We start from the raw sequence: 19,807 nt of genomic DNA on the forward strand, positions 1-19,807 counted from the left end.
TTTCTGTTATAAGTTTGACCTTCAACCGGAAAGTTGGCTATTCGCTGTATCTTCTATATTTGTTTAACCAATTCATTTTAACCATGAACTTTACCAGCCTGGTTCCCAGCGTATTTTATGCTGATATCAATATCGGTATTAAAACTTTTGTCGATTGCCTGGAATTTACCATGGGGCATCAGGAGTTAAATACTCGATCTCCGTATTGTGTGGTTAATAAAGGAAGCTTAAGTGTAATGATCTTTCAAGACAAAGCCCAGGCAGAAAACGATCATCCTGAACTACGCCTGGAAACCGATAACATAGACGAGGTTTATCAAAAGGTTGCATCAAGTTTTCCAGAAATGCTGCATCCAAACCTTAACAAAGTAACTTTAAGGCCTTGGGGAGCCAAAGAGTTTGCTATAATTGATGGCCAGATAGGCATCAGATTGATGCAGTGGTAATATTACCTTAGTAGTTTTCCCCTACTCCAAAACCTCTTTATTCTTGTTTCTCGCCTCTTGCATCTTTAAAGGTACGCCTATAGGCTGCGGTACTTTAACATAGTACCCTGTACCATCATAAACACGTTTACGTGGATGCGATTTACAATCGTCGCTGCAGCAGCCATCCATGACCGTGCCGCATTCATCGCACTGGGTAAAATGCTCGTTGCACTCCGGGTTGGCGCAATTGATCATTTTAGGGGTAACCTTGCCACAGTTTAAGCAGGCTGATATTACTTTTGGATTAACACTGTTCACATCAACAGACAAGCGATTGTCAAACACATAGCATTTGCCTTCAAAGTCCTCGCCACCTGCTTCTTTGCCATATTTAATGATGCCGCCATGCAGTTGGTAAACATCGGTAAAGCCCTCGTGTAGTAAAAGTGCCGATGCCTTTTCGCATTTTATGCCGCCGGTGCAATAGGTCAGTATCTTTTTGTCCTTATATTTTGCCAGCTCATTTATCTTATCCGGAAAATCGCGGAAGTTATCAATATCCAGCGTAACGGCGTTTTTAAACTTGCCTAAAGAGTGTTCGTAATTAGAGCGCACGTCAAGTATCACCACGTCTTCGTCATCCTTCATGGCCATAAAATCTTTAGGCTCCAGGTGCTTGCCGGTTTGCAGTTGGGGGTTGATAACGTTAGGATCGCGCAGGCCCGAGTGTACTATCTCAGACTTATAACGCACATGCATTTTTACAAATGATGGCGTATCAACTTCGTCAACCTTAAAATCGATAGATGCAAAACGAGGATCAGCATGAAGCGTATCCATATAGGTTTTACAAGATTCTGCTGGCCCCGATACCGTGCCGTTTAAACCTTCTTCCGCTACAATAATGCGACCGGTTAAGCCTAAGCTTTTACAAAATTTTAAATGATCGGCAGCAAATTGCTCCGCATCTGCTATTGTTGAATAACAATAGTACAGTAGTGTATTATATTTAGCCATAACAACATTGATACCGCTGCAAACGGTGTTAAATGAAGCGCAAAGATAAGAATTTACAGGTAAAACTATAACCGGTGTTACACCTGGCCCGAAGCATCAAAAATAACAGGGATCACCATGGTAAACTCAGACCCTTTACCTACCTCTGATTTTACCAGCAACTGCCCGTGATGTTTTTTTATGGTGTTGTAGGCTATTGACATGCCCAGGCCTGTTCCTTCACCAACGTCTTTGGTAGTAAAAAAGGGCTCAAATACTTTGCGTATTGTATCCTCGCTCATACCAATACCGTTATCGGCTATTTTGATAATTACATTGCTGCCCTCGGTGTAGGTTTGAAGTTTGAGTGCCCCGCCTTCGCTGCTGGCGAATTTCTTTTCGATAGCATAAGCCGCGTTTGATATAATGTTTAAAAACACCTGGTTAAGCTTGCCGGCATAACATTCTACCAGCGGTAGCTCGCCGTATTCTTTCATCACTTTTATTTGCGGGTTAAGCAAATTGTTGCCAATTATCATGGTCGACTCCAGGCCTTCGTTCAGATCTGCGCGTTTTAGATCGTCCTCGTCCAACCTGGAGAAAATTCTAAGGCCCTTAACTATTTCTGCTGTTCTTGATGCTCCTTCGTGTATGCCCTTTATCAGATGGTTCATTTCAACAAGCAGATAATCAAAGTCCAGGTCTTCTTTATAGGTGGCTATTTTCTTTTGTTTTTCTTCTGTCGATAGATCAGAAAGGCCAATTTCCTCAATTACGTTCACGGCATCTAATACGATTTCAAGGTCGCGCTTTAGCGGGTTAATGTTAGCCGTTACAAAATTGATAGGATTATTGATCTCGTGCGCTATGCCCGCTGTTAACTGACCCAATGATGCCATTTTTTCTGACTCCACCAATTGCGATTGCGTTTGCTTCAGATCTTCTAACGATTCGTTCAGTTTGTGTGTGCGTTCCGTAACTTTCTCTTCCAAAATAACATTTTGCTCGCGGATGATGCGTTCGTTTTCTTTGGCTGCACTAAGTGCTTCGGCCTGTGATGCTTCTTTCTCGCGTTTAAGTATGTTTATTCTATCAGCCAGCGCGAATGATAGCAAAGCCATTTCGATGATGGACGCGCCTTGCATAGAGTAGCTGGTAAAGGTATTATAAGGCAAGATACCGTTATCTTTTAAAGTAAAAATAACGGCACCTATTAGCAATACCGACCATGACAATAATACAAACCTGGCCGGGCGATACCCCCCGATGAGTACAATAGCCGATACAATGATCAAACTGAATACAAATAAAGTCGTGGCTAACTGCATCAGCCGGAAACCGATCTGTATTTGCCCGGCTATGGTTAATACAAATGCTATTGCTTGTAAGACGATAATAATGTTGAGCACTATATTAAAACGCCGCGCTCTTACTGGGGTTGCAAGGAAACCTTTGGTGAAAACTATGGCCGCAATGGCACCCAAACACGCAAATAGTATGATGCTTTTTAATTCAAACCCGGGCGAACTACCCCATAAGTATTGAAACGTATAGCCTTTTATACCAATCTGGGTAAGGCCTACAGAAGCAACATAAATTACGTAATAAAGATAACTCCTGTCTCGTACGGAAAAATAGACGAACAAGTTATACAGGAACATAATGATAATGGCGCCTATAAATAAACCGGATAACACCGCCTCTTTACTTAAAAATTGCCACAAAACTGAAGGATGATTTATTGAGATGGGCAGTATAAGCTGTTCAGCACTTTTAACACGCAAATAGTATGTTTCGCTTTTGTTCTTGGCGATATTGATATCGAAAATATAATCGGGGTGATTATAAACGCGGTGCTTAAACGGCTTTATCTCTCCTGTTAACAGGCTGCTGTAAGAGCGTGAATCAGTTGGAGAGAAGAATTCAACCTCATCCAGTATGGGGTAAGCTACATCCAACAGCAGATCAGGATTGTTGCTGTTGTTAGTAATGGTAAACTTTAACCACACGCTGGTTGCAGATAAGCCCAAATTAGGAATATCAGCATTGTACTTTTTAAAATCTTTTGATTTTACAACGGCATTAAAGGGTAGTTCTGTTGCCGGCTGCAATACGTAAACCTCTTTACCTATCAGCTTGGTGCCGGTAGTGTCTGTAACCAATACTTGTGCATCCCCGGCAAGGCTGCATAATAACACGCATAGGAATATTAGCGGCTTTAATATTTTTCCCTGCATAATAGATCTTTATTTGTTGCCCCAGGCAACCACCATATTAATTGAAGCGGCAAAATAGCCATTTTCATCTGCTGTTTGCAAGGCGGTATAGAAATCGATATGCTCTCGGGGGCTTATACATCCTTTTTCAACAGCTTCATTAACCATTTTCTCTATCCAAAAATAATCATTAGCTTCTTGCAAAGTACTTACAACAATTGGATGTATTTCTACTTTTATATCTTTAAAGGATTGGTTTTTTAGGTAAGCTGTCAGCTTGCGCGACGCAAAGCCATTATTGACCTTAACATCTGTTAGGTAGGCGTTTATCTTCTTTTCAATATCTATAAACTCCGTAAAAAACGCCAGGCTATGCCAGTCTGTTTCAACTATTACGAACGGGCTGCCCGGTTTAAGTATCCTGTGCACCTCACCTATTACCAGTTCGGCGGTTTTAAGGTGCTGCACCACCCTTTCTGTTCTAAGGCCCGCAAGTGAGTTATCAGCAAACGGTAGCGGCGAAGCTTCAGATAAAACAAAGCTTACATTCCCAATATCCTTAGCATCCTCATTGCCCTGGTTGATCATTACCGGGTCGTGATCTACCCCAATGACTTTAACCTGTGGCCCGTTTTGTTTAGCCAGTTCAATAACATCTTTACCGGCACCGCAGCCAAGGTCAACAATTGTACCCTGCTTTACATCTTTAAATAAAGCGTATGACCGCTCCTTCAGATTAAGCAGCAGCCGCCGCGAGTTTTGTAGATAATTAATGTCGTAATGTTTCTCGCTCATGTCGTGTTTATTTTAATTTAAAAACTCTAAACCTTTTGTCGCTGATGTTCAGTTTCAAGAAATAGCTGCTTTGCTGAAGCTATAATTTCAGTAAGGTTCCATTTTTCAAGATGCGGTACGCGCAGTTTAAAATCAATAGCGATCTCCCTGTTTTTAAATTCCGTAAGCTTGAAACCATCGGGATCAGCGCGCATTTTGGCAATTTCGTCATACGTTTCCTCATTGGCTTTAGTCAGTGTCAGCAAATCATTAAGCACCATTGCTGTGGCTATAAGATCAAGTTTGGGATAATAGAACGTGCCTTTGTTACCAACTACATCTACTAACTCCATGCCTGCATTTACCACAGGCTGAACGGTATAAGGCGCACACAGTGCAAACAATGTTTTTATACCCAGCTGCGATGCCATTGCAATTCCGGAACGTATAAGTATTGGCGTGCCCAACCCATAGCCCTTAAACTCATTTGAGTTCCATAACCCGCAGATCTCTCCGCTGCCGTGCTGTGCGTATTGCCATACAAGGGCGTGTATAGAAGGGTCAAGCTCGGTCAGTGCCTGCTCAATTGGTAAGTATTCGGTTCCCCCTGCAACATGAACCCGGGCTCCGCCAAAAACCTTGTTGCTATTCAGATCTTCAACCACAATTACAAAAACTGCTGGGTTAGTGGTCCATTGATGTTTAGACGATGTAACTTTTTTTATGCCAATGCTGCTCAAAACCTCAGCATGCCCCTCAACAAATAAACGGCATGTCTCTGGTTCATCAATAGCTCTAAACGCCCTGATGCGCACTTCGGGGCGATGTATGTTTAGGGGGTCATCCATCTGAGCGTTTAAATTATTGGTTAGGGGTAATTTTTGTTTATACGTTAAAAAAATTAAATAGTTATTAAACAACGCATACAACTAAAAGTTTTAAGCATTGTGTCGCTAACTTTAAGCTTCACTAATTATCTACGAAAATTCAAATTTGTTTATAGGCCGGAGGCGATGCTCTTTTGCTGCTAATAGCAAATAACATTAGACAATTTGCGTTAAGCCATTGCGATCAGTAATATTACTTATAAAGATACTATTTATATTGATTGATGAAATCTCTACAGCCTTGTTCAATCAACTTAAATACCGGATCAAACAGGCTGTCATCATAATAAGAGTCAGGCACGGTTGCCGAGCCTAAAAGCAATTTTACCTTTTTCTTGTCCGCATCGCTGCCGGCCAGAGCTAATACGTTGGATAGGTTTGACCTGTCCATAACAAGAATATGGTCAAATACCTCAAAATCTGTTTGACGGAAAACGCGGCAAACCTGCTTGCTAATTTCTATGCCGTAATTTCGCGCCACGTTTACCGAGCGCCGATCCGGCCCTTCGCCTACGTGCCAGTTACCCGTTCCTGCAGAGTCAACGGTCCAGTCCAATCCTTCCTTATCCGCCAGGTGCTGCATAATGCCCTCTGCTAACGGCGAGCGGCAGATATTGCCCAGGCATACCATGAGTATTTTCATTCTGTAGATGTGCAAATATGCAGATGTGCGGATGTGCAGATTCTAATTGCGCGGGAAAACATTTGCATATTTTTTGATCTGCATATCTGCACATTTACCCATCCGTACATCATGAAATTATCCAAAAATTTGATTCAATAAACCAGCTAATCTTACTCCGCCCTTTAGTAACTGCTGGTTAATTGTGCCGATGTATTTGAAGTTATAATTATAAGCTTGAAGTTGTAGCGTTTTAGCTTCATCGATAACCTTAGTTGATATTTCTTCGGATTCAAATACCCATTTGGTTATAGGTGCTTTTTGCCATTCGGCGCGTTGTGCTGCTGTGGTATGGTTTATTAATGTCGCATATTCTGTGTAGCTAAATTGCTGAAAATCTATCAGCTTGCTATCCCATATAGTGTGTAGGTTAGTTGATTCATTAAACCATTGTAATTTAACACTATTACCCCCTTGCGTTCCATTCAGCGCGGCATGCATGGGCTGGTGTATATCCTCTACTAAATGTATTAAAAAGCGCAGATACATCAATTTTTTATCTTGCGGCAAATTCTTTTTCTTTAACTCGCCAACAAAAAATTTGAGCTTTGTGTAGGCATCTTCATTGTTGTCATGTTCCAAATATTCTGTTAGTTCAGGCTGACTCATTTGCCGGTCAAAATCAACAAAGTGCCATATTTCTGTGTATTTATAATTAGGGTCAGACCTCACAAAATCGGCCCAGTTACCTGCTACTGAAACAGGCTCATTACCTAATATTTTTTTGATGGCCGCGCGCGCCTTTGGTGTTAAATAGCTATCAGCTATTTGGCCGGTTATGCGGTGCCCATTTGTTCCCCACGCCATGGTTTGTATCGGGATGCAAAACAACATAATACCGGCAATGATCTTTTTAAATGCTTTCATAAATTACAGGGGTTTGGGGTTACAAACTATTTTATTTATTAAACGTAAGTTAACAGGAATAACGTTTGATGTGCCTGAAAGTTGAACAAGCGAATCACTTTTTGGGGTTACCTTAAATACGTCCTGGTATACACCCGACCGAAAGCAGCCTTGCGGTTCTTTAAGACTGAAATCGCTATTGCAAAAATTACCTTTAATGCGCAGGGTATCGTCTGTTTGTTGATAAGTTCCGCGGAAAAACTCGGTCCATTTTCCGGAATTCATGCAGGTGTCGTAACCGTTGTTTACCTTGCTGAAGCTGTGAATGGTACCGTAAACAGAGTCGCAACTAAACTTAAATTCATATAAAGAATAGCTAAGCAACTGCTTTTGCATGGCAATACTATCCTGCTTCCATTCGCCCTGAAGGTAAACCTCGCCCTTGCCCTGTAAACTTGGGTTTAAAGAGCAGGCGGTTGTTAAAAAGCAAAAGGCGTAAAGGAGAAAGGTAAAAGCTCTTTGCATTTGCTTTAAATTAATTGGGCTATCGCTACCCATTACATAATTACAGTTGTCATTGCGCGGTACGAAGCAATCGCGAACGTTACATGCGGACTGTTCTCCGTGCGATTGCTTCGTGCCTCGCAATGACAAAATCAGGCTCTATTTTAATGAGCCAATCATATCCTCTGGACGTACCCATTCGTCAAACTGCTCGTTGGTTAAATAACCTAAACCAATAGCGGCTTCGCGTAACGAAGATCCATTGCTTAATGCAGTTTTGGCGATTTTTGCAGCCTTTTCGTAGCCGATATGCGGGTTAAGTGCGGTAACCAGCATCAATGAGTTTTCAAGGTGTTTTTTGATACCTTCATAATTTGGCTCAATACCCACAGCACAATTGTTATTGAACGATACGCAGGCATCGCCAATCAATCTGGCAGATTGCAGAAAGTTAGCCGCCATTACCGGTTTAAATACGTTCAACTCGTAATGGCCGTTTGAACCACCTATTGATATAGTAACATCATTACCCATAACCTGCGCTGCAACCATAGTTACTGCTTCGTTTTGGGTAGGGTTAACCTTGCCCGGCATTATTGATGATCCCGGCTCGTTATCGGGAATGTGGATCTCTCCTATACCCGAGCGCGGGCCAGATGCCAGCATGCGGATATCGTTAGCAATTTTCATTAATGATACTGCTATCTGTTTTAAAGCTCCGTGGCTCTCAACAATTGCATCATGTGCAGCAAGCGCTTCAAATTTATTTTCTGCTGTGCGGAAAGGTAAGCCGGTAAACTTGGCAATATATTCTGCTACTTTAATGTCATATCCCTGCGGGGTATTGATGCCCGTACCAACCGCGGTACCGCCCAAGGCTAACTCAGAAAGGTGATCTAATGTATTACGTAAAGCCTTTAAGCCATGGTTCAATTGAGAAACATAGCCCGAAAATTCCTGACCCAAAGTAAGGGGAGTAGCATCCATCAGGTGCGTACGGCCAATTTTTACCACACTTTTAAAAGCTTCAGATTTTGCCTGTAAAGTATCGCGCAGTTTTTCAACACCGGGGATGGTTACGTCCATCAGCATTTTGTAAGCAGCAATGTGCATGGCCGTTGGGTAGGTATCGTTTGATGATTGTGATTTGTTCACATCATCATTCGGGTGGATAAAGGTTTTGCCTTCGCCCAATTTATTACCGGCTATAACGTGCGCGCGGTTGGCAACAACCTCGTTAACATTCATATTTGATTGCGTGCCCGAGCCTGTTTGCCAAATCACCAGCGGAAACTCACCCGCCAAGCCGCCTGCTAATATTTCGTCACAAACTTCACCAATCAGGTCGCGTTTGTCAGCAGTCATTACGCCCAGATCTGTGTTGGTGTAAGCAGCCGCTTTTTTTAGAAATGCAAATGCCTCAATTATCTCTTTTGGCATTGAAGCCTCGGGGCCAATTTTAAAGTTATTGCGTGAGCGTTGGGTTTGTGCGCCCCAATATTTGTCGGCAGGTACCTCTACAGGCCCCATGGTATCATGTTCGGTTCTGAAACTCATTGGTATAAATATTTTTCAGGCGCAAAGGTATGGCTTAAACACGTGCTAAGTAAATTTTTGCATGTAAAAATTTGCACCTGTTTTTGCAATTGGACGGCACCGAAATTCCCATCTCAAAGATCAACCGCGTTAAAGGGACGCACGGCTTTTTTGTTATATAGAACACCGTTAAATGCAAGTTGATTAACTACTCCCAAAAATCAACAAAGCTGGTTTTTAAGTGCTCGATTGTATGGTCTGATGACGTTTTCCTCGCGATGAGATAAATTTATTTCGATTTCAAATTGCGTAATTGAGTTAGTAGCGCGCCATTTAAATTTATGTATTGCTTTACCTCTAAAGCAATTACTGAAAAACATAATCTTCATTTCTTAAGTCTTTTTACCTAAGATTTGCCCATTTGAAGGGTTCCTGCGAAGTAAATGGTTTAATATATTCAACCAGGTCGTTATCCATTTTTATGGAAAAGACAAGCCGTAATTTATAAGTTTAACCGCATAGTCAAATATTTTGCCAAAAGATTGGACTTTTGTTTTATTTCAATAATTTTACAATCATTGCGTGTCTGGCAATTGAATACCAATTATAACTAATTTATTTGCAATGGGTGAGATTAAGCGCATTGACGAGCACGAAGATAAGAAGCTGGTTGTCCGTTTAATTTTGGACGATGAAAAAGCCTTTGATCTTTTGTATCGAAAATATCATGTCGCTATATATCGTAATATTTTAAAGCTGGTAAAAAGCAACGAACATGCACAAGACCTTTTGCAGGAGGTTTTTTTTACGCTATGGGATAAACGAAGCCAGATAGACGCTAATAAACCGGTTGCCAACTGGCTGTTTGTGGTTAGCTACAATAAATCCATCACCCACATCAAAAAATCTGCCAACGCCTGTGTGGTATTTGAAGAAATACTTGCCGATGTTTCGGATGAAACATTTGATCCCTTTATATCCGAAGAAAAGCTAACTTTTATAGAGGAAGCAGTTAATCGCCTGTCGCCACAAAAAAGACGGGTGTTTGAATTATGCAAGATCGAGCATAAAACCTATGAAGAGACCGCCAAGGCGATGGGTATTTCGCGTTATACCGTTAAAGAGTATTTGTCCCAAGCTATCGCAAGTATTAAATCACAGGTAAAGTGTCATTTTGATGATCGTGCCATAATTTTGCTGGTTATATTATTTATTCCCTTTTTAAAAAAATAATAATACCGTACCCCCCCCCCTTTTTTTTCGTTTTTGAGTATTTATGGAATAAACCGACTGGATTTTTATTTCATGGAATATTCGCAAGAAAACTTAGCGGCATTATTGCGTAAGCAGGAATGGTCTGTTGAAGAGTATAAATGGTTTCTGCATTACGTAAACAACGTTGATAAAGGCGAGCTTGAGGAGCTAATGCATAGTCAATACGTTGAAAGCTTGTTGGATGCAAAAGGTATTGAATTGCCTTTTTCTGCAGAAGTACTTGAGAAAATTCATAACCGGATTGATGAAACGCGCAAGCCGAAAAGTGGTTTAAACTTAACGCATTGGCTGGCTATAGCGGCATCGTTAATCGGCGTTTTATTTTTTACAGGTCTTTTTTATGTTCATTATTCAAAAAACGACTCAAGCCAGTCTGAAGCCGTAACGCTTATCAATACTGATGTGGCGCCGGGTAAAAACAAAGCCATCTTAAAACTATCTAACGGTTCTTCTATTGTTTTGAACGAGGAGGAGACGCGCCGTATTGCGCGAGAAGGTGATGCCGATATTATGAAAGAAGGCGCAAAACTTTCTTACAAAAGGCAACCGAACAGCGTAAAAACTGAAGATATAAACACCTCAACCTTATCATATAATACCCTTTCAACACCCAGAGGAGGGCAGTTTCAATTACTGTTGGCCGATGGCACGAAGGTTTGGCTTAACTCTGCCTCCAGTATTCAGTTTCCTGCTGTATTTAGTGGAGAAGAACGCAGGGTTAAGCTAACCGGCGAGGCTTACTTTGAGGTTGCTAAAAATAAAAAGCTACCATTTATTGTTGAAGTAGCGTCATCTCAGATACAAGTTTTAGGTACGCATTTTAACATTAAAGCTTATAAAGAGGAGGAAACGCCACTTCAAGCCACCTTGCTGGAAGGGTCAATCAGATTTAATAACGCAACCGGAACTGTTTTACTTAAACCCGGCGAACAAGTAAATCTTGGTGCCAACGGAGGGATAACAGTAGATAAAGACATTGATGCCGACAATGTTCTTGCGTGGAAAAACGGCCTGTTTCATTTTGAAAAACAACGCCTTGAATCAATCATGCGTGAATTGTCTCGCTGGTACGATATAGAAGTAATTTATAAAGACCGTATCGACGCTTCGTTTTTTGCCGAGATGCCAAAAAATACTAACCTGTCAGATGCATTAAAGGCATTGCAATTAACAGGGAGGGTAAAATTTACCATTGATGGGAAAAAAGTGATGGTATTTAAGCATTAGCCAATTAGTAATATAAACCAATTTATATAAAATTTCAGAAAGTAATTATCCGCTTTGCGCTGTTTCCAAATAGTTTGGAGGCAGGGCCAGGTTATTGAGCTTATAAAAAAAGCCGAAAGTGTTACCAGCACTTCCGGCCCATTAAGGCTTAATAATTAAAGTATTGTCACACAATTTCAAAACTAAACCCGTGTAAAATTATGCATTTAATTTTTATCTTTTTTAAAGACAGAAAAGGGCGGTTTTCATTGTCAACTTTCTCTTTAAATAAGAAAGTAATCGCTATGAAATTAACCATCATTTTTCTTCTATTTTTCTACTCACAATCAATTGCTAACAGCTTTGCGCAAAGAGTAACCTTGTCAGAAAAGGAGGCCTCGCTTTCAACGCTGTTTAAGGAAATAAAACGACAAACGAATTATACGTTTGTTTATACCGACGCTTTGTTAAAGAAAACGACGCCGGTAACCATTAATGTTAAAAACGTAAGCCTGGAAGATGCGCTTAACGATTGCCTGGCGGGTCAGCCGCTGGCTTATACCATCGTCAACCAAATAATTGTAATTAAAGACAAAGATGCCGACAATGCCAACTTGCCTTTCAATATACAGCAACGGATAATTACCGGCAAAATCCTTGACGAGCATGACCAGCCTATAACCGGTGCCACCATAAAGGTAAAAGGCACACAAACGGCAGTTGCAAGCGATATAAACGGTCAGTTTACTATACAAGGGCCAGCTAATGCAGTGCTGCAGGTTTCATTTATAGGCTATAAATCGCAAGAAATTACGCTAGGTACACAACAGATAAACCTGGTCATCAAATTAGAAATTGCGCAGCAAGGGCTTGAAGAAATTATAGTTGTTGGATACGGCGAGCAGAAAAAAGCCAGCGTAGTTGGCGCTATTACTCAAGTTACTGGTAAAGATTTGCAGCGTACCGGTGGTGTTACCAACCTTGGTATGGCCTTAACCGGAAACTTACCAGGCCTTGTAACAACGTCTTCTTCAGGGCAGCCAGGTTCAGAAGATCCGCAAATCGTAATCCGTGGGGTAACTTCATGGAACAGTAGCGCGCCACTTATTTTGGTGGATGGGATTGAAAGGTCTATCAATGCTATTGACATTTCTTCTGTTGAAAGCGTGTCTGTGCTTAAAGATGCATCTGCTACCGCCGTGTACGGTGTACGTGGCGCAAATGGTGTTATATTAATTACAACCAAGCGCGGCGTTGAAGGTAAGGCTCAGGTTTCTGTTAGATCAAACACTACAACAAAAATTGCTTCAAAACTGCCGGCGAAATATGATTCGTACGATGCGTTGGTTTTAAAGAATAAAATTATAGAAAGAGAGTCTCTTGCCGATATAAACACATGGGCCGGATATACGCCTATGGATATGGTTAACAAATACCGCTATCCTGCTAACGCTTACGAAGCAGATCGGTATCCGAATGTGGATTGGGAGAAAGAATTGTTTAGAAGCAGTGCTCAATCCTATAATAACTCAGTCAATGTTTCGGGCGGTTCAAAGTTGGTAAATTATTTTGCCGGAGTTGACATAACCCACGAAGCCGACTTATTTAAAACCTTCCAAAATAACAGGGGTTATGAGTCGCACTTTGGTTATGATAGGTTTAACGTTCGTAGTAACCTTGACTTTAACCTAACCAAAACAACCAAGTTCTCAACCAAATTATTTGGCTCAAACGGCGTACGCCAGGTACCTTATGGTTTGGCTAATGGTGACGGGCAGTACTGGTCATCAGCTTACCGTACAGCTCCTGATTCATTTAAACCTATCTATCAAGACGGGACTTATGGTTTTTACCCGTTATCTGCTCAAGATCAGCCTAATGCGGCGTTTTGGCTGGCATACTCGGGTGTTGAGAAACGTACTACAACGCAGTTAACAACAGATTTTATTCTGGAGCAGCAATTGGGTATGGTAACCAAAGGGCTTAGCTTTAGGGCCAGCCTCTCTTTAGACAATACGTTTTTAGAAAACAACAGAGGGATAAACGATCAATTTAACCCTGCTCAGCGCGAGTATATTAACCCTACCAACGGCCTGGTAACTTACGAGCAACCAAGAAACACAGGCACTCAGTTTGATTTTAATGATGCCATTGCCTGGTCTTCAAATCCAGGTTCTGTTGCTACCGGCAACGTCTATCGTAATTTAAACTATCAGTTTCACATTAATTATAACCGCAGCTTTGGCGGTCATAATGTAACCGGTTTAGCAGTTGTGCAGCGCCAGCGTAATGCAACGGGGGGTAATTTCCCAACATACCGAGAAGACTGGGTTTTCCGTACAACGTATAATTATAAACAAAAATACCTTTTTGAAGCCAACGGCGCCTACAACGGGTCTGAGAAGTTTGGACCTGCATATCGATTTGCATTTTTCCCGTCCTTTTCTGCTGGCTGGTCAATCGACAAAGAGAAATTTATGGAAAAGCTAACTTTCATAAATCAGCTAAAGTTAAGGGGTTCTTGGGGAAGAATTGGAGACGACAATGTTGGCGGTCGCTATCTATTCCGCGATTCCTATAATTATGGTGGAAATACGGCAATGGGTAGCCCGGTAGCTAATACACCATACACAATATACAGTCAAGGTACAATCGGCAATCCAAATATTTCATGGGAAACTGCAGAAAAACGCAACGTAGGTCTTGACTTTGGTTTCTTCGGAGGCGACGTAGCGGGTAGTGTAGATGTGTTTAGCGACAGAAGAAGAAGGATTATGATTGGTGGCGGAAACCGTGCTTTACCGACATTTTTTGGTTACGGCGGCAGCGCGCCAAATGCTAACCTGGGCGAATCAAGCAGTAAGGGTTACGAAATAGAGCTAAGGCTTAACCACAAATTTGCAAACGGTATGCGTGTTTATCTAAACACCTCCATGACACATGCTACCAATTTAACAATTTTCCGTGATGACCCTGCTTTGACCCCTTCTTACCAGAAACTGCAGGGTTATGCAATTAACCAAAACGTTTCTTACATTGATAACGGCTTCCTTAAAAGCTGGGATGACCTGCTTGGCAGTACTGTCCGCTCGGCCAATAATCAAAATAAGTTGCCCGGCGACTATAATATCGTCGATTTTAATGCCGATGGTGTGATCGACAATAAAGATCAGGCCCCGAATGGGTATACAGGCAACCCACAAAATACCTATAATGCCTCCATTGGTTTTGAATGGAAACGCTTTAACGTTTTTGCCCAGTTTTATGGCGTAAACAATGTTACACGTACAATCAATTTCGCTAATTTTCAAGGAAAGAGTAATGTGTTATTTGTTGAGCGCCCATTCTATTTTCAGCAAGACGGCGGTGGCGCCGTACCTCCGCCACGCTGGAGTGTTCTTGATGCCTTTGGTGCAACCGGGACCCGATACTCTTACGATGGATCTTATGTCCGTTTAAAAAATGTCGAAATAGGCTATATGCTTCCTACCAACGCAATTAAAAAGATAGGGTTGAAAAGCTGTAGGTTATTTGTAAACGGAAACAACCTGCTTTTATGGACTAAAATGCCTGATGACCGTGAGTCTAACTTTGCCAGCGGCGGTAACGATAGTGGCAATGGAGCGTATCCTACTTTGAAACGTTACAACGTTGGTCTTGAGATAACTTTATAAACTGTTTAAAGATGAAAAATTACATGAAAAAAATTGTGATGCTGGTTATGATTGTGCTGGGTACCGGCACGCTTAATTCCTGCAAAAAATATCTTGAGCGGTCTCCGCTTACCGATATTTTACCGACAGATCCGTACAAAAACTTTCAAAACTTTCAAGGCTTTACCGAAGAATTGTATAATTGTATTCCGCAGAATAGTATTAATCAGTTCCACAACAGCTGGAACCTGGGCGAAGAAGAGTTTTGGACAGTTGGTGAAACCAGGGTGATGATGTACCAGGTTGATAATGGTAACTATCCGGGCTGGTCAAATACCTTATATAGCATGTTTGGCACTAACGCCGGTGGTGCGGGCAATACTGACTCCGGAAATAAAGGACAGCTTTGGGGCTTATCATGGTATGGTATCCGCAAGGCCAATCTGGGCCTGGCCAACCTTGACAAAATGGTTGATGCAACCCCTGAAGAAAAAAATCTGATTGCTGGCCAATTATACTTCTTCAGAGCGTTTTTCCACCATTGCGTAATGGAATATTGGGGTGGATTACCTTATCTGGATCAGGTTTATCCGGCAGATCAGATCACCAAACTTCCGCGTCTTAGCTACCAGGCTTGCGCAGATAAAGTTGCAGCCGATATGCAAAAGGCAGCTGATTTATTACCGGTTGACTGGGATGCAACAACTGTTGGAAAGGTAACGCTTGGTAACAACAATACCCGTATCAACAAAATAATGGCACTTGCCTATATGGGTAAAAATTACCTGTGGGCGGGTAGTCCTTTAATGAATAGGTCTTCTACAGGTAGCAGCACTTACAATACCGCTTATTGCAAAAAAGCGGCTGATGCGCTGGCTCAGGCACTACAAATTATCGAATCAACAGGTCGCTACTCTTTAGCGCCATTTTCACAATACCGCGAGTTATTTAATACCTGGAACGCAGGCGGCAAAATTCCGGGGCTGAAAGAGGCAATTATGCTGGAAGGCCTTTCCGGTGCTGGTGGTCGTTTCCGCTACAATCAGGTAAATGATTATCGTCCGCTTACTATTCAAACAACAGGTATCAAAGCATACCCCACTGCTAATTACGTTGATTACTACGGTATGGCTAATGGCTTACCAATTGTGGATCCTGAAAAAGCAGACCCTGAAAGTGGTTACGACCCATCATATCCATGGAGGAACCGCGATCCACGTTTTTACCATGATATTATGATTGATGGCGAAAAATGTGTGCAAAATGGTGGAGCCGTAGGTAACAATGAATTCCGCCAGTATGCTAGTCTTTACACCGGTGGTCTTTACAGAACAGCTGATGGCAACAATAAGGTTTGGACCGGCTACCTGAATTCAAAAATAGTAGCCAAACTTATGAATGAATTCGACGGATACAGAGAAAACAACACCTTTGTTTTAAGCTTGATGCGCTTATCAGATGTATATCTGCTATATGCCGAAGCTACTGCAACGGGTTATGGTACCCCTCAAAGCATTGCCACAGGCTATACGCTTTCGGCTGTTGATGCTGTAAATAAAATTCGTCAAAGAGCTGGCGTTGCCAATGTAGCTGCAAAATTTTTAGGCAGCACCACCGATTTTTTAGGTGAATTAAGACGTGAACGTGCCGTAGAGTTGGCGTTTGAGGGTCATCGTTTTGTAGATCTGCGTCGTTGGTTGCTTTTAACACAACGCCCTTATACCTACAAAAAAGCTATTGAATTTGATAGAGGACTTCCCAACGCGCAAGTATATGCAGACCCGCGGAATGCTAAGGTCAATAATTTCAGAGAAACCGTACTGTTCGAAAGACAATTGGCTGACAGGCATTATTGGTTCCCTTTCCTGCAAAAAGATATAAACATGTACGAAGAGTTTAAGCAAAACCCGGGTTGGTAACTAAAAAATTCTAAAAAGTAATGAGAAAACACATAAGAAACTGTGCTCTCCTGGTTGTTTTACTATCAGGATTGTCAACAGCATATGCACAAGAAAACACAGATACCTTGGTAAACGTTGCGTTTAAAACGGTTGCAAAAAAGGATCTAATTGTTCCAGCTGCATCGGTTAACGTAACCGAGATTATAAAAAAGAGCTACAGCGCTAACAGCTTAGACAACTTAGGAAGCTTTATTGCAGGATATACCGGGAATATTTGGGGCCAGGCGCCATTGATTTTGGTGGATGGTATTCCGCGCCGTGCTACGGATATTAGGATGACCGAGGTACAGTCTATAACAGTGCTGAAAGGCGCAAGCGCAGTTGTACTTTATGGCAGCAGCGCTTCTAAAGGCGTTGTATTGATCACTACCAAACGCGGTAGTATTAACCCGCTACAGATTGATGTACGGGCTAATACAGGTGTGTATGTACCAAAATCGTACCCTACATACCTTAACGCTGCCGATTACAAGACGTTTTACAATGAAGCTTTAGCGAATGATAAGATTGCTCCTGCTTTCACTGCGGATGAAATCAATGCCACCCGCGCAGGCACAAACCCTTACAGGTATCCTGATGTTAATTTTTTGGGTTCAGACTACCTTAAAAAAATGTATAACAAATCAGATGTTACCATGGAAGTATCTGGTGGCAACGACGCTGCCCGTTATTATACAAATTTTGGCCTGGCGTATAACAATGACCTGTTGAAATACGGCGAACAGAAAAATAATGGCAATTTGCAGTTCAACATTAGAGGGAATGTAGACGTTAAACTTTCTAAGAAGCTAAGCGCAACCATGGACGCTGCAGCCGTTAGTACCAACAATTATGTAGGCAGAGGCAATTTCTGGAACGCGACATCAACACTTGCTCCAAACTTCAACAGGTATTCGCCCTTTGTGCCAATAAGTATGTTAGACCCCAATAATCCTGGTCTGCAGACAATTGCACAAGGTAGTAATCATATAATTGATGGGCAGTATTTGCTTGGCGGAACAAGCTCTAACCAAACTAACGTATTGGCTGATATGTTGGCGGCAGGTTACATTAAAACCAAGTCAAATACATTTATGTATAACCTGGGTATACAGGCAGACCTAAGTTCGGTTTTACCAGGTCTGACTTTTAAAACCACAGGAAGTTTAGATTATACAACATTATATACCGAAACTTACACATTGCCTTACGCAACCTTCCAGCCTACTTGGTCTACCATAAACGGGAAAGATGTAATTACCAATTTAACAAAATTCGGTGTTGATAGAAACTCAACAAACGAGGCAGTTGGGTCAGCATCGTACACGCAAACGGTATCTTTAAAGGCGCAATTAGGGTATGATCGTACTTTTGCAACAGATCATAATGTTACCGCAGCGTTATTGGGCTGGGGTTACACAACGCAATTTTCTGCTGATAATGGTGGCGGATACCAGCCTTTTAAAAATACAAATCTTGGTGTTCAGGCGGGTTACAATTACAAAAGGAGATATTACCTTGACTTTTCTGGGGCTTTGCTGCATTCTGCCAAATTACCTCCGGAAAAACGTAATGGCTTTTCTCCAACAGTTACAGCAGCATGGCGTATAAGCGATGAAAATTTCATTAAAGAAAATTTACCGTTTATCAGCGACATGAAGATCAAAACTTCATACTCTTCTATAAAGCAAGATCTTGACGTTACAGGCACAAGGCCCGGTACTACGGGCGCAGTTGATCAATTCTTGTATCAGGGTTATTTTAGTAATAATGCTACGCTTGGTGGTTTCTACACCTGGCGCGATGGTTTGGCCGGCGGTCGTACAACGCTTGTGGGCCAGGCAGATAACCGTGGTTTAACCTTTGTGCAACGTAATGAGTTGTCTATTGGATTAGATGCATCGCTGTTCAAAAACAAAGTTAGCGTTGACCTTAATTACTTTTCGCAAACCACAGACGGACTACTTGCCCGCGGAGCTTCTATTTATCCATCTTATTTTGCAGGTTCGGGTGATTTCCGCCCTTGGATAAATTTTAATAAGGAACAACGTAAGGGATTTGATTTTGCGGTTAATCTGAACGAAAAGATAGGTGAAGTACAATACTCATTGGGCGTTACCGGGATGATCTATAATTCTAAAGTGTTACGCAGGGATGAATTACCGGCAGAAAGCTACCAGGCAAGAACCGGTTTGCCTATTGATGCCAATTTTGGATATATAAGCGAAGGTTTTTTCCAAAACCAGGCTGATGTAGACAATTCTGCAAGGCAAACGTTTGGCGGAACAGTGGCACCCGGTGACATTAAGTACCGCGATATTAACAAGGACGGCGTGATTGACGCGAAGGATCAGGTAAATCTGGGACATAACGGCTTTTCAGCCGCTCCGTTTTCCTACGGCGTTAACCTTACAGTTAAGTGGAAACGTTTAACAATGTTTGTATTGGGCTCAGGCATAAACGGAGCTGTTGGCTTTAAAAGCAATTCTAGTTATTGGGTTGGTGGTAACACTAAATATTCTGATATTGTTTTGGGACGCTGGACAGAAGCAACCAAAGCTACAGCCACCTATCCGCGCCTTACAAGTACAAGCGGAACCAACAATTTCCAGAACTCTACTTTTTGGATGTACAACGTAAATCGCTTTAATTTAAGCCGCGTTCAGTTTACTTACAGTTTCGACGAAAAGATGTTTAAGAAATCGTTTGTTCACGGCTTAAGCGTTTATGTACAGGGAGATGACCTGCTTGTTATATCAAAAGAGCGCAAGTATATGGAGACCAATGTAGGTACGCCGCCCCAAATGCGCTTTTTTAACTTAGGCGTTAAAGGTTCTTTTTAATTACGATTATTTAGCTAAAAT

At 41.7% G+C, this 19,807-nt stretch carries 14 protein-coding genes; 6 read left to right on the top strand and 8 right to left on the bottom strand.

Annotated features, from left to right (window positions below; translation table 11 throughout):
- The first annotated feature begins 83 nt into the window (after positions 1-83).
- Positions 84-446: a hypothetical protein gene (locus ACVW2L_RS18675; protein ID WP_457129464.1), complete on the top strand. Its 363-nt coding sequence runs from the start codon at positions 84-86 to the stop codon at positions 444-446.
- A 21-nt stretch (positions 447-467) separates the two neighbouring features.
- On the opposite strand, the gene trhO is transcribed toward ACVW2L_RS18675, so the two are convergent.
- The 8 genes from trhO to fumC form a co-directional block, all read right to left on the bottom strand.
- Positions 468-1,445 carry an oxygen-dependent tRNA uridine(34) hydroxylase TrhO gene (gene trhO, locus ACVW2L_RS18680; RefSeq protein WP_457129465.1) on the bottom strand — a complete coding sequence of 326 codons (978 nt, stop codon included), beginning with the start codon at positions 1,443-1,445 and terminating at the stop codon, positions 468-470.
- 77 nt (positions 1,446-1,522) lie between these two features.
- The gene (locus tag ACVW2L_RS18685) at positions 1,523-3,661 is read right to left on the bottom strand and encodes a sensor histidine kinase (RefSeq protein WP_457129466.1); all 2,139 of its coding nucleotides are present in this window, start codon (positions 3,659-3,661) and stop codon (positions 1,523-1,525) included.
- 9 nt (positions 3,662-3,670) lie between these two features.
- Positions 3,671-4,435, bottom strand: coding sequence for a methyltransferase domain-containing protein (locus tag ACVW2L_RS18690; protein WP_457129467.1), 765 nt, complete (start codon positions 4,433-4,435; stop codon positions 3,671-3,673).
- Between the two features lie 26 nt (positions 4,436-4,461).
- Positions 4,462-5,262, bottom strand: a complete 801-nt coding sequence (locus ACVW2L_RS18695; protein WP_457129468.1) for a hypothetical protein — start codon at positions 5,260-5,262, stop codon at positions 4,462-4,464.
- A gap of 247 nt (positions 5,263-5,509) precedes the next feature.
- Entirely contained in the window at positions 5,510-5,944 is a 435-nt protein-coding gene (locus tag ACVW2L_RS18700; RefSeq protein WP_457129469.1) for a low molecular weight protein-tyrosine-phosphatase, read from the bottom strand.
- 117 nt (positions 5,945-6,061) lie between these two features.
- Entirely contained in the window at positions 6,062-6,850 is a 789-nt protein-coding gene (locus tag ACVW2L_RS18705; RefSeq protein ID WP_457129470.1) for a S1/P1 nuclease, read from the bottom strand.
- Positions 6,851-6,853: 3 nt separating this feature from the next.
- The gene (locus tag ACVW2L_RS18710; RefSeq protein ID WP_457129471.1) at positions 6,854-7,354 is read right to left on the bottom strand and encodes a fumarate hydratase; all 501 of its coding nucleotides are present in this window, start codon (positions 7,352-7,354) and stop codon (positions 6,854-6,856) included.
- 138 nt (positions 7,355-7,492) lie between these two features.
- Positions 7,493-8,890 carry a class II fumarate hydratase gene (gene fumC / locus ACVW2L_RS18715; protein WP_457129472.1) on the bottom strand — a complete coding sequence of 466 codons (1,398 nt, stop codon included), beginning with the start codon at positions 8,888-8,890 and terminating at the stop codon, positions 7,493-7,495.
- A 603-nt stretch (positions 8,891-9,493) separates the two neighbouring features.
- Between fumC and ACVW2L_RS18720 the strand changes: the two genes are divergently transcribed.
- The 5 genes from ACVW2L_RS18720 to ACVW2L_RS18740 all read left to right on the top strand — a co-directional run bounded on the left by ACVW2L_RS18720 (position 9,494) and on the right by ACVW2L_RS18740 (position 19,786).
- Positions 9,494-10,102 (top strand): RNA polymerase sigma factor, encoded by a 609-nt coding sequence (locus ACVW2L_RS18720; protein WP_457129473.1) that lies wholly within the window; start codon positions 9,494-9,496, stop codon positions 10,100-10,102.
- A gap of 72 nt (positions 10,103-10,174) precedes the next feature.
- Positions 10,175-11,371, top strand: a complete 1,197-nt coding sequence (locus ACVW2L_RS18725; protein WP_457129474.1) for a FecR family protein — start codon at positions 10,175-10,177, stop codon at positions 11,369-11,371.
- A gap of 284 nt (positions 11,372-11,655) precedes the next feature.
- Positions 11,656-15,024, top strand: a complete 3,369-nt coding sequence (locus ACVW2L_RS18730) for a TonB-dependent receptor (protein ID WP_457129475.1) — start codon at positions 11,656-11,658, stop codon at positions 15,022-15,024.
- Between the two features lie 23 nt (positions 15,025-15,047).
- A complete protein-coding gene (locus tag ACVW2L_RS18735; RefSeq protein ID WP_457129476.1) occupies positions 15,048-16,922 on the top strand; it encodes a RagB/SusD family nutrient uptake outer membrane protein in 1,875 nt (624 codons plus the stop codon).
- A gap of 20 nt (positions 16,923-16,942) precedes the next feature.
- Complete coding sequence (locus ACVW2L_RS18740; protein ID WP_457129477.1) at positions 16,943-19,786, top strand: SusC/RagA family TonB-linked outer membrane protein; 2,844 nt, start codon at positions 16,943-16,945, stop codon at positions 19,784-19,786.
- The last annotated feature ends 21 nt before the right edge of the window (positions 19,787-19,807 follow it).

Source organism: Mucilaginibacter sp. HD30, from assembly GCF_054061755.1.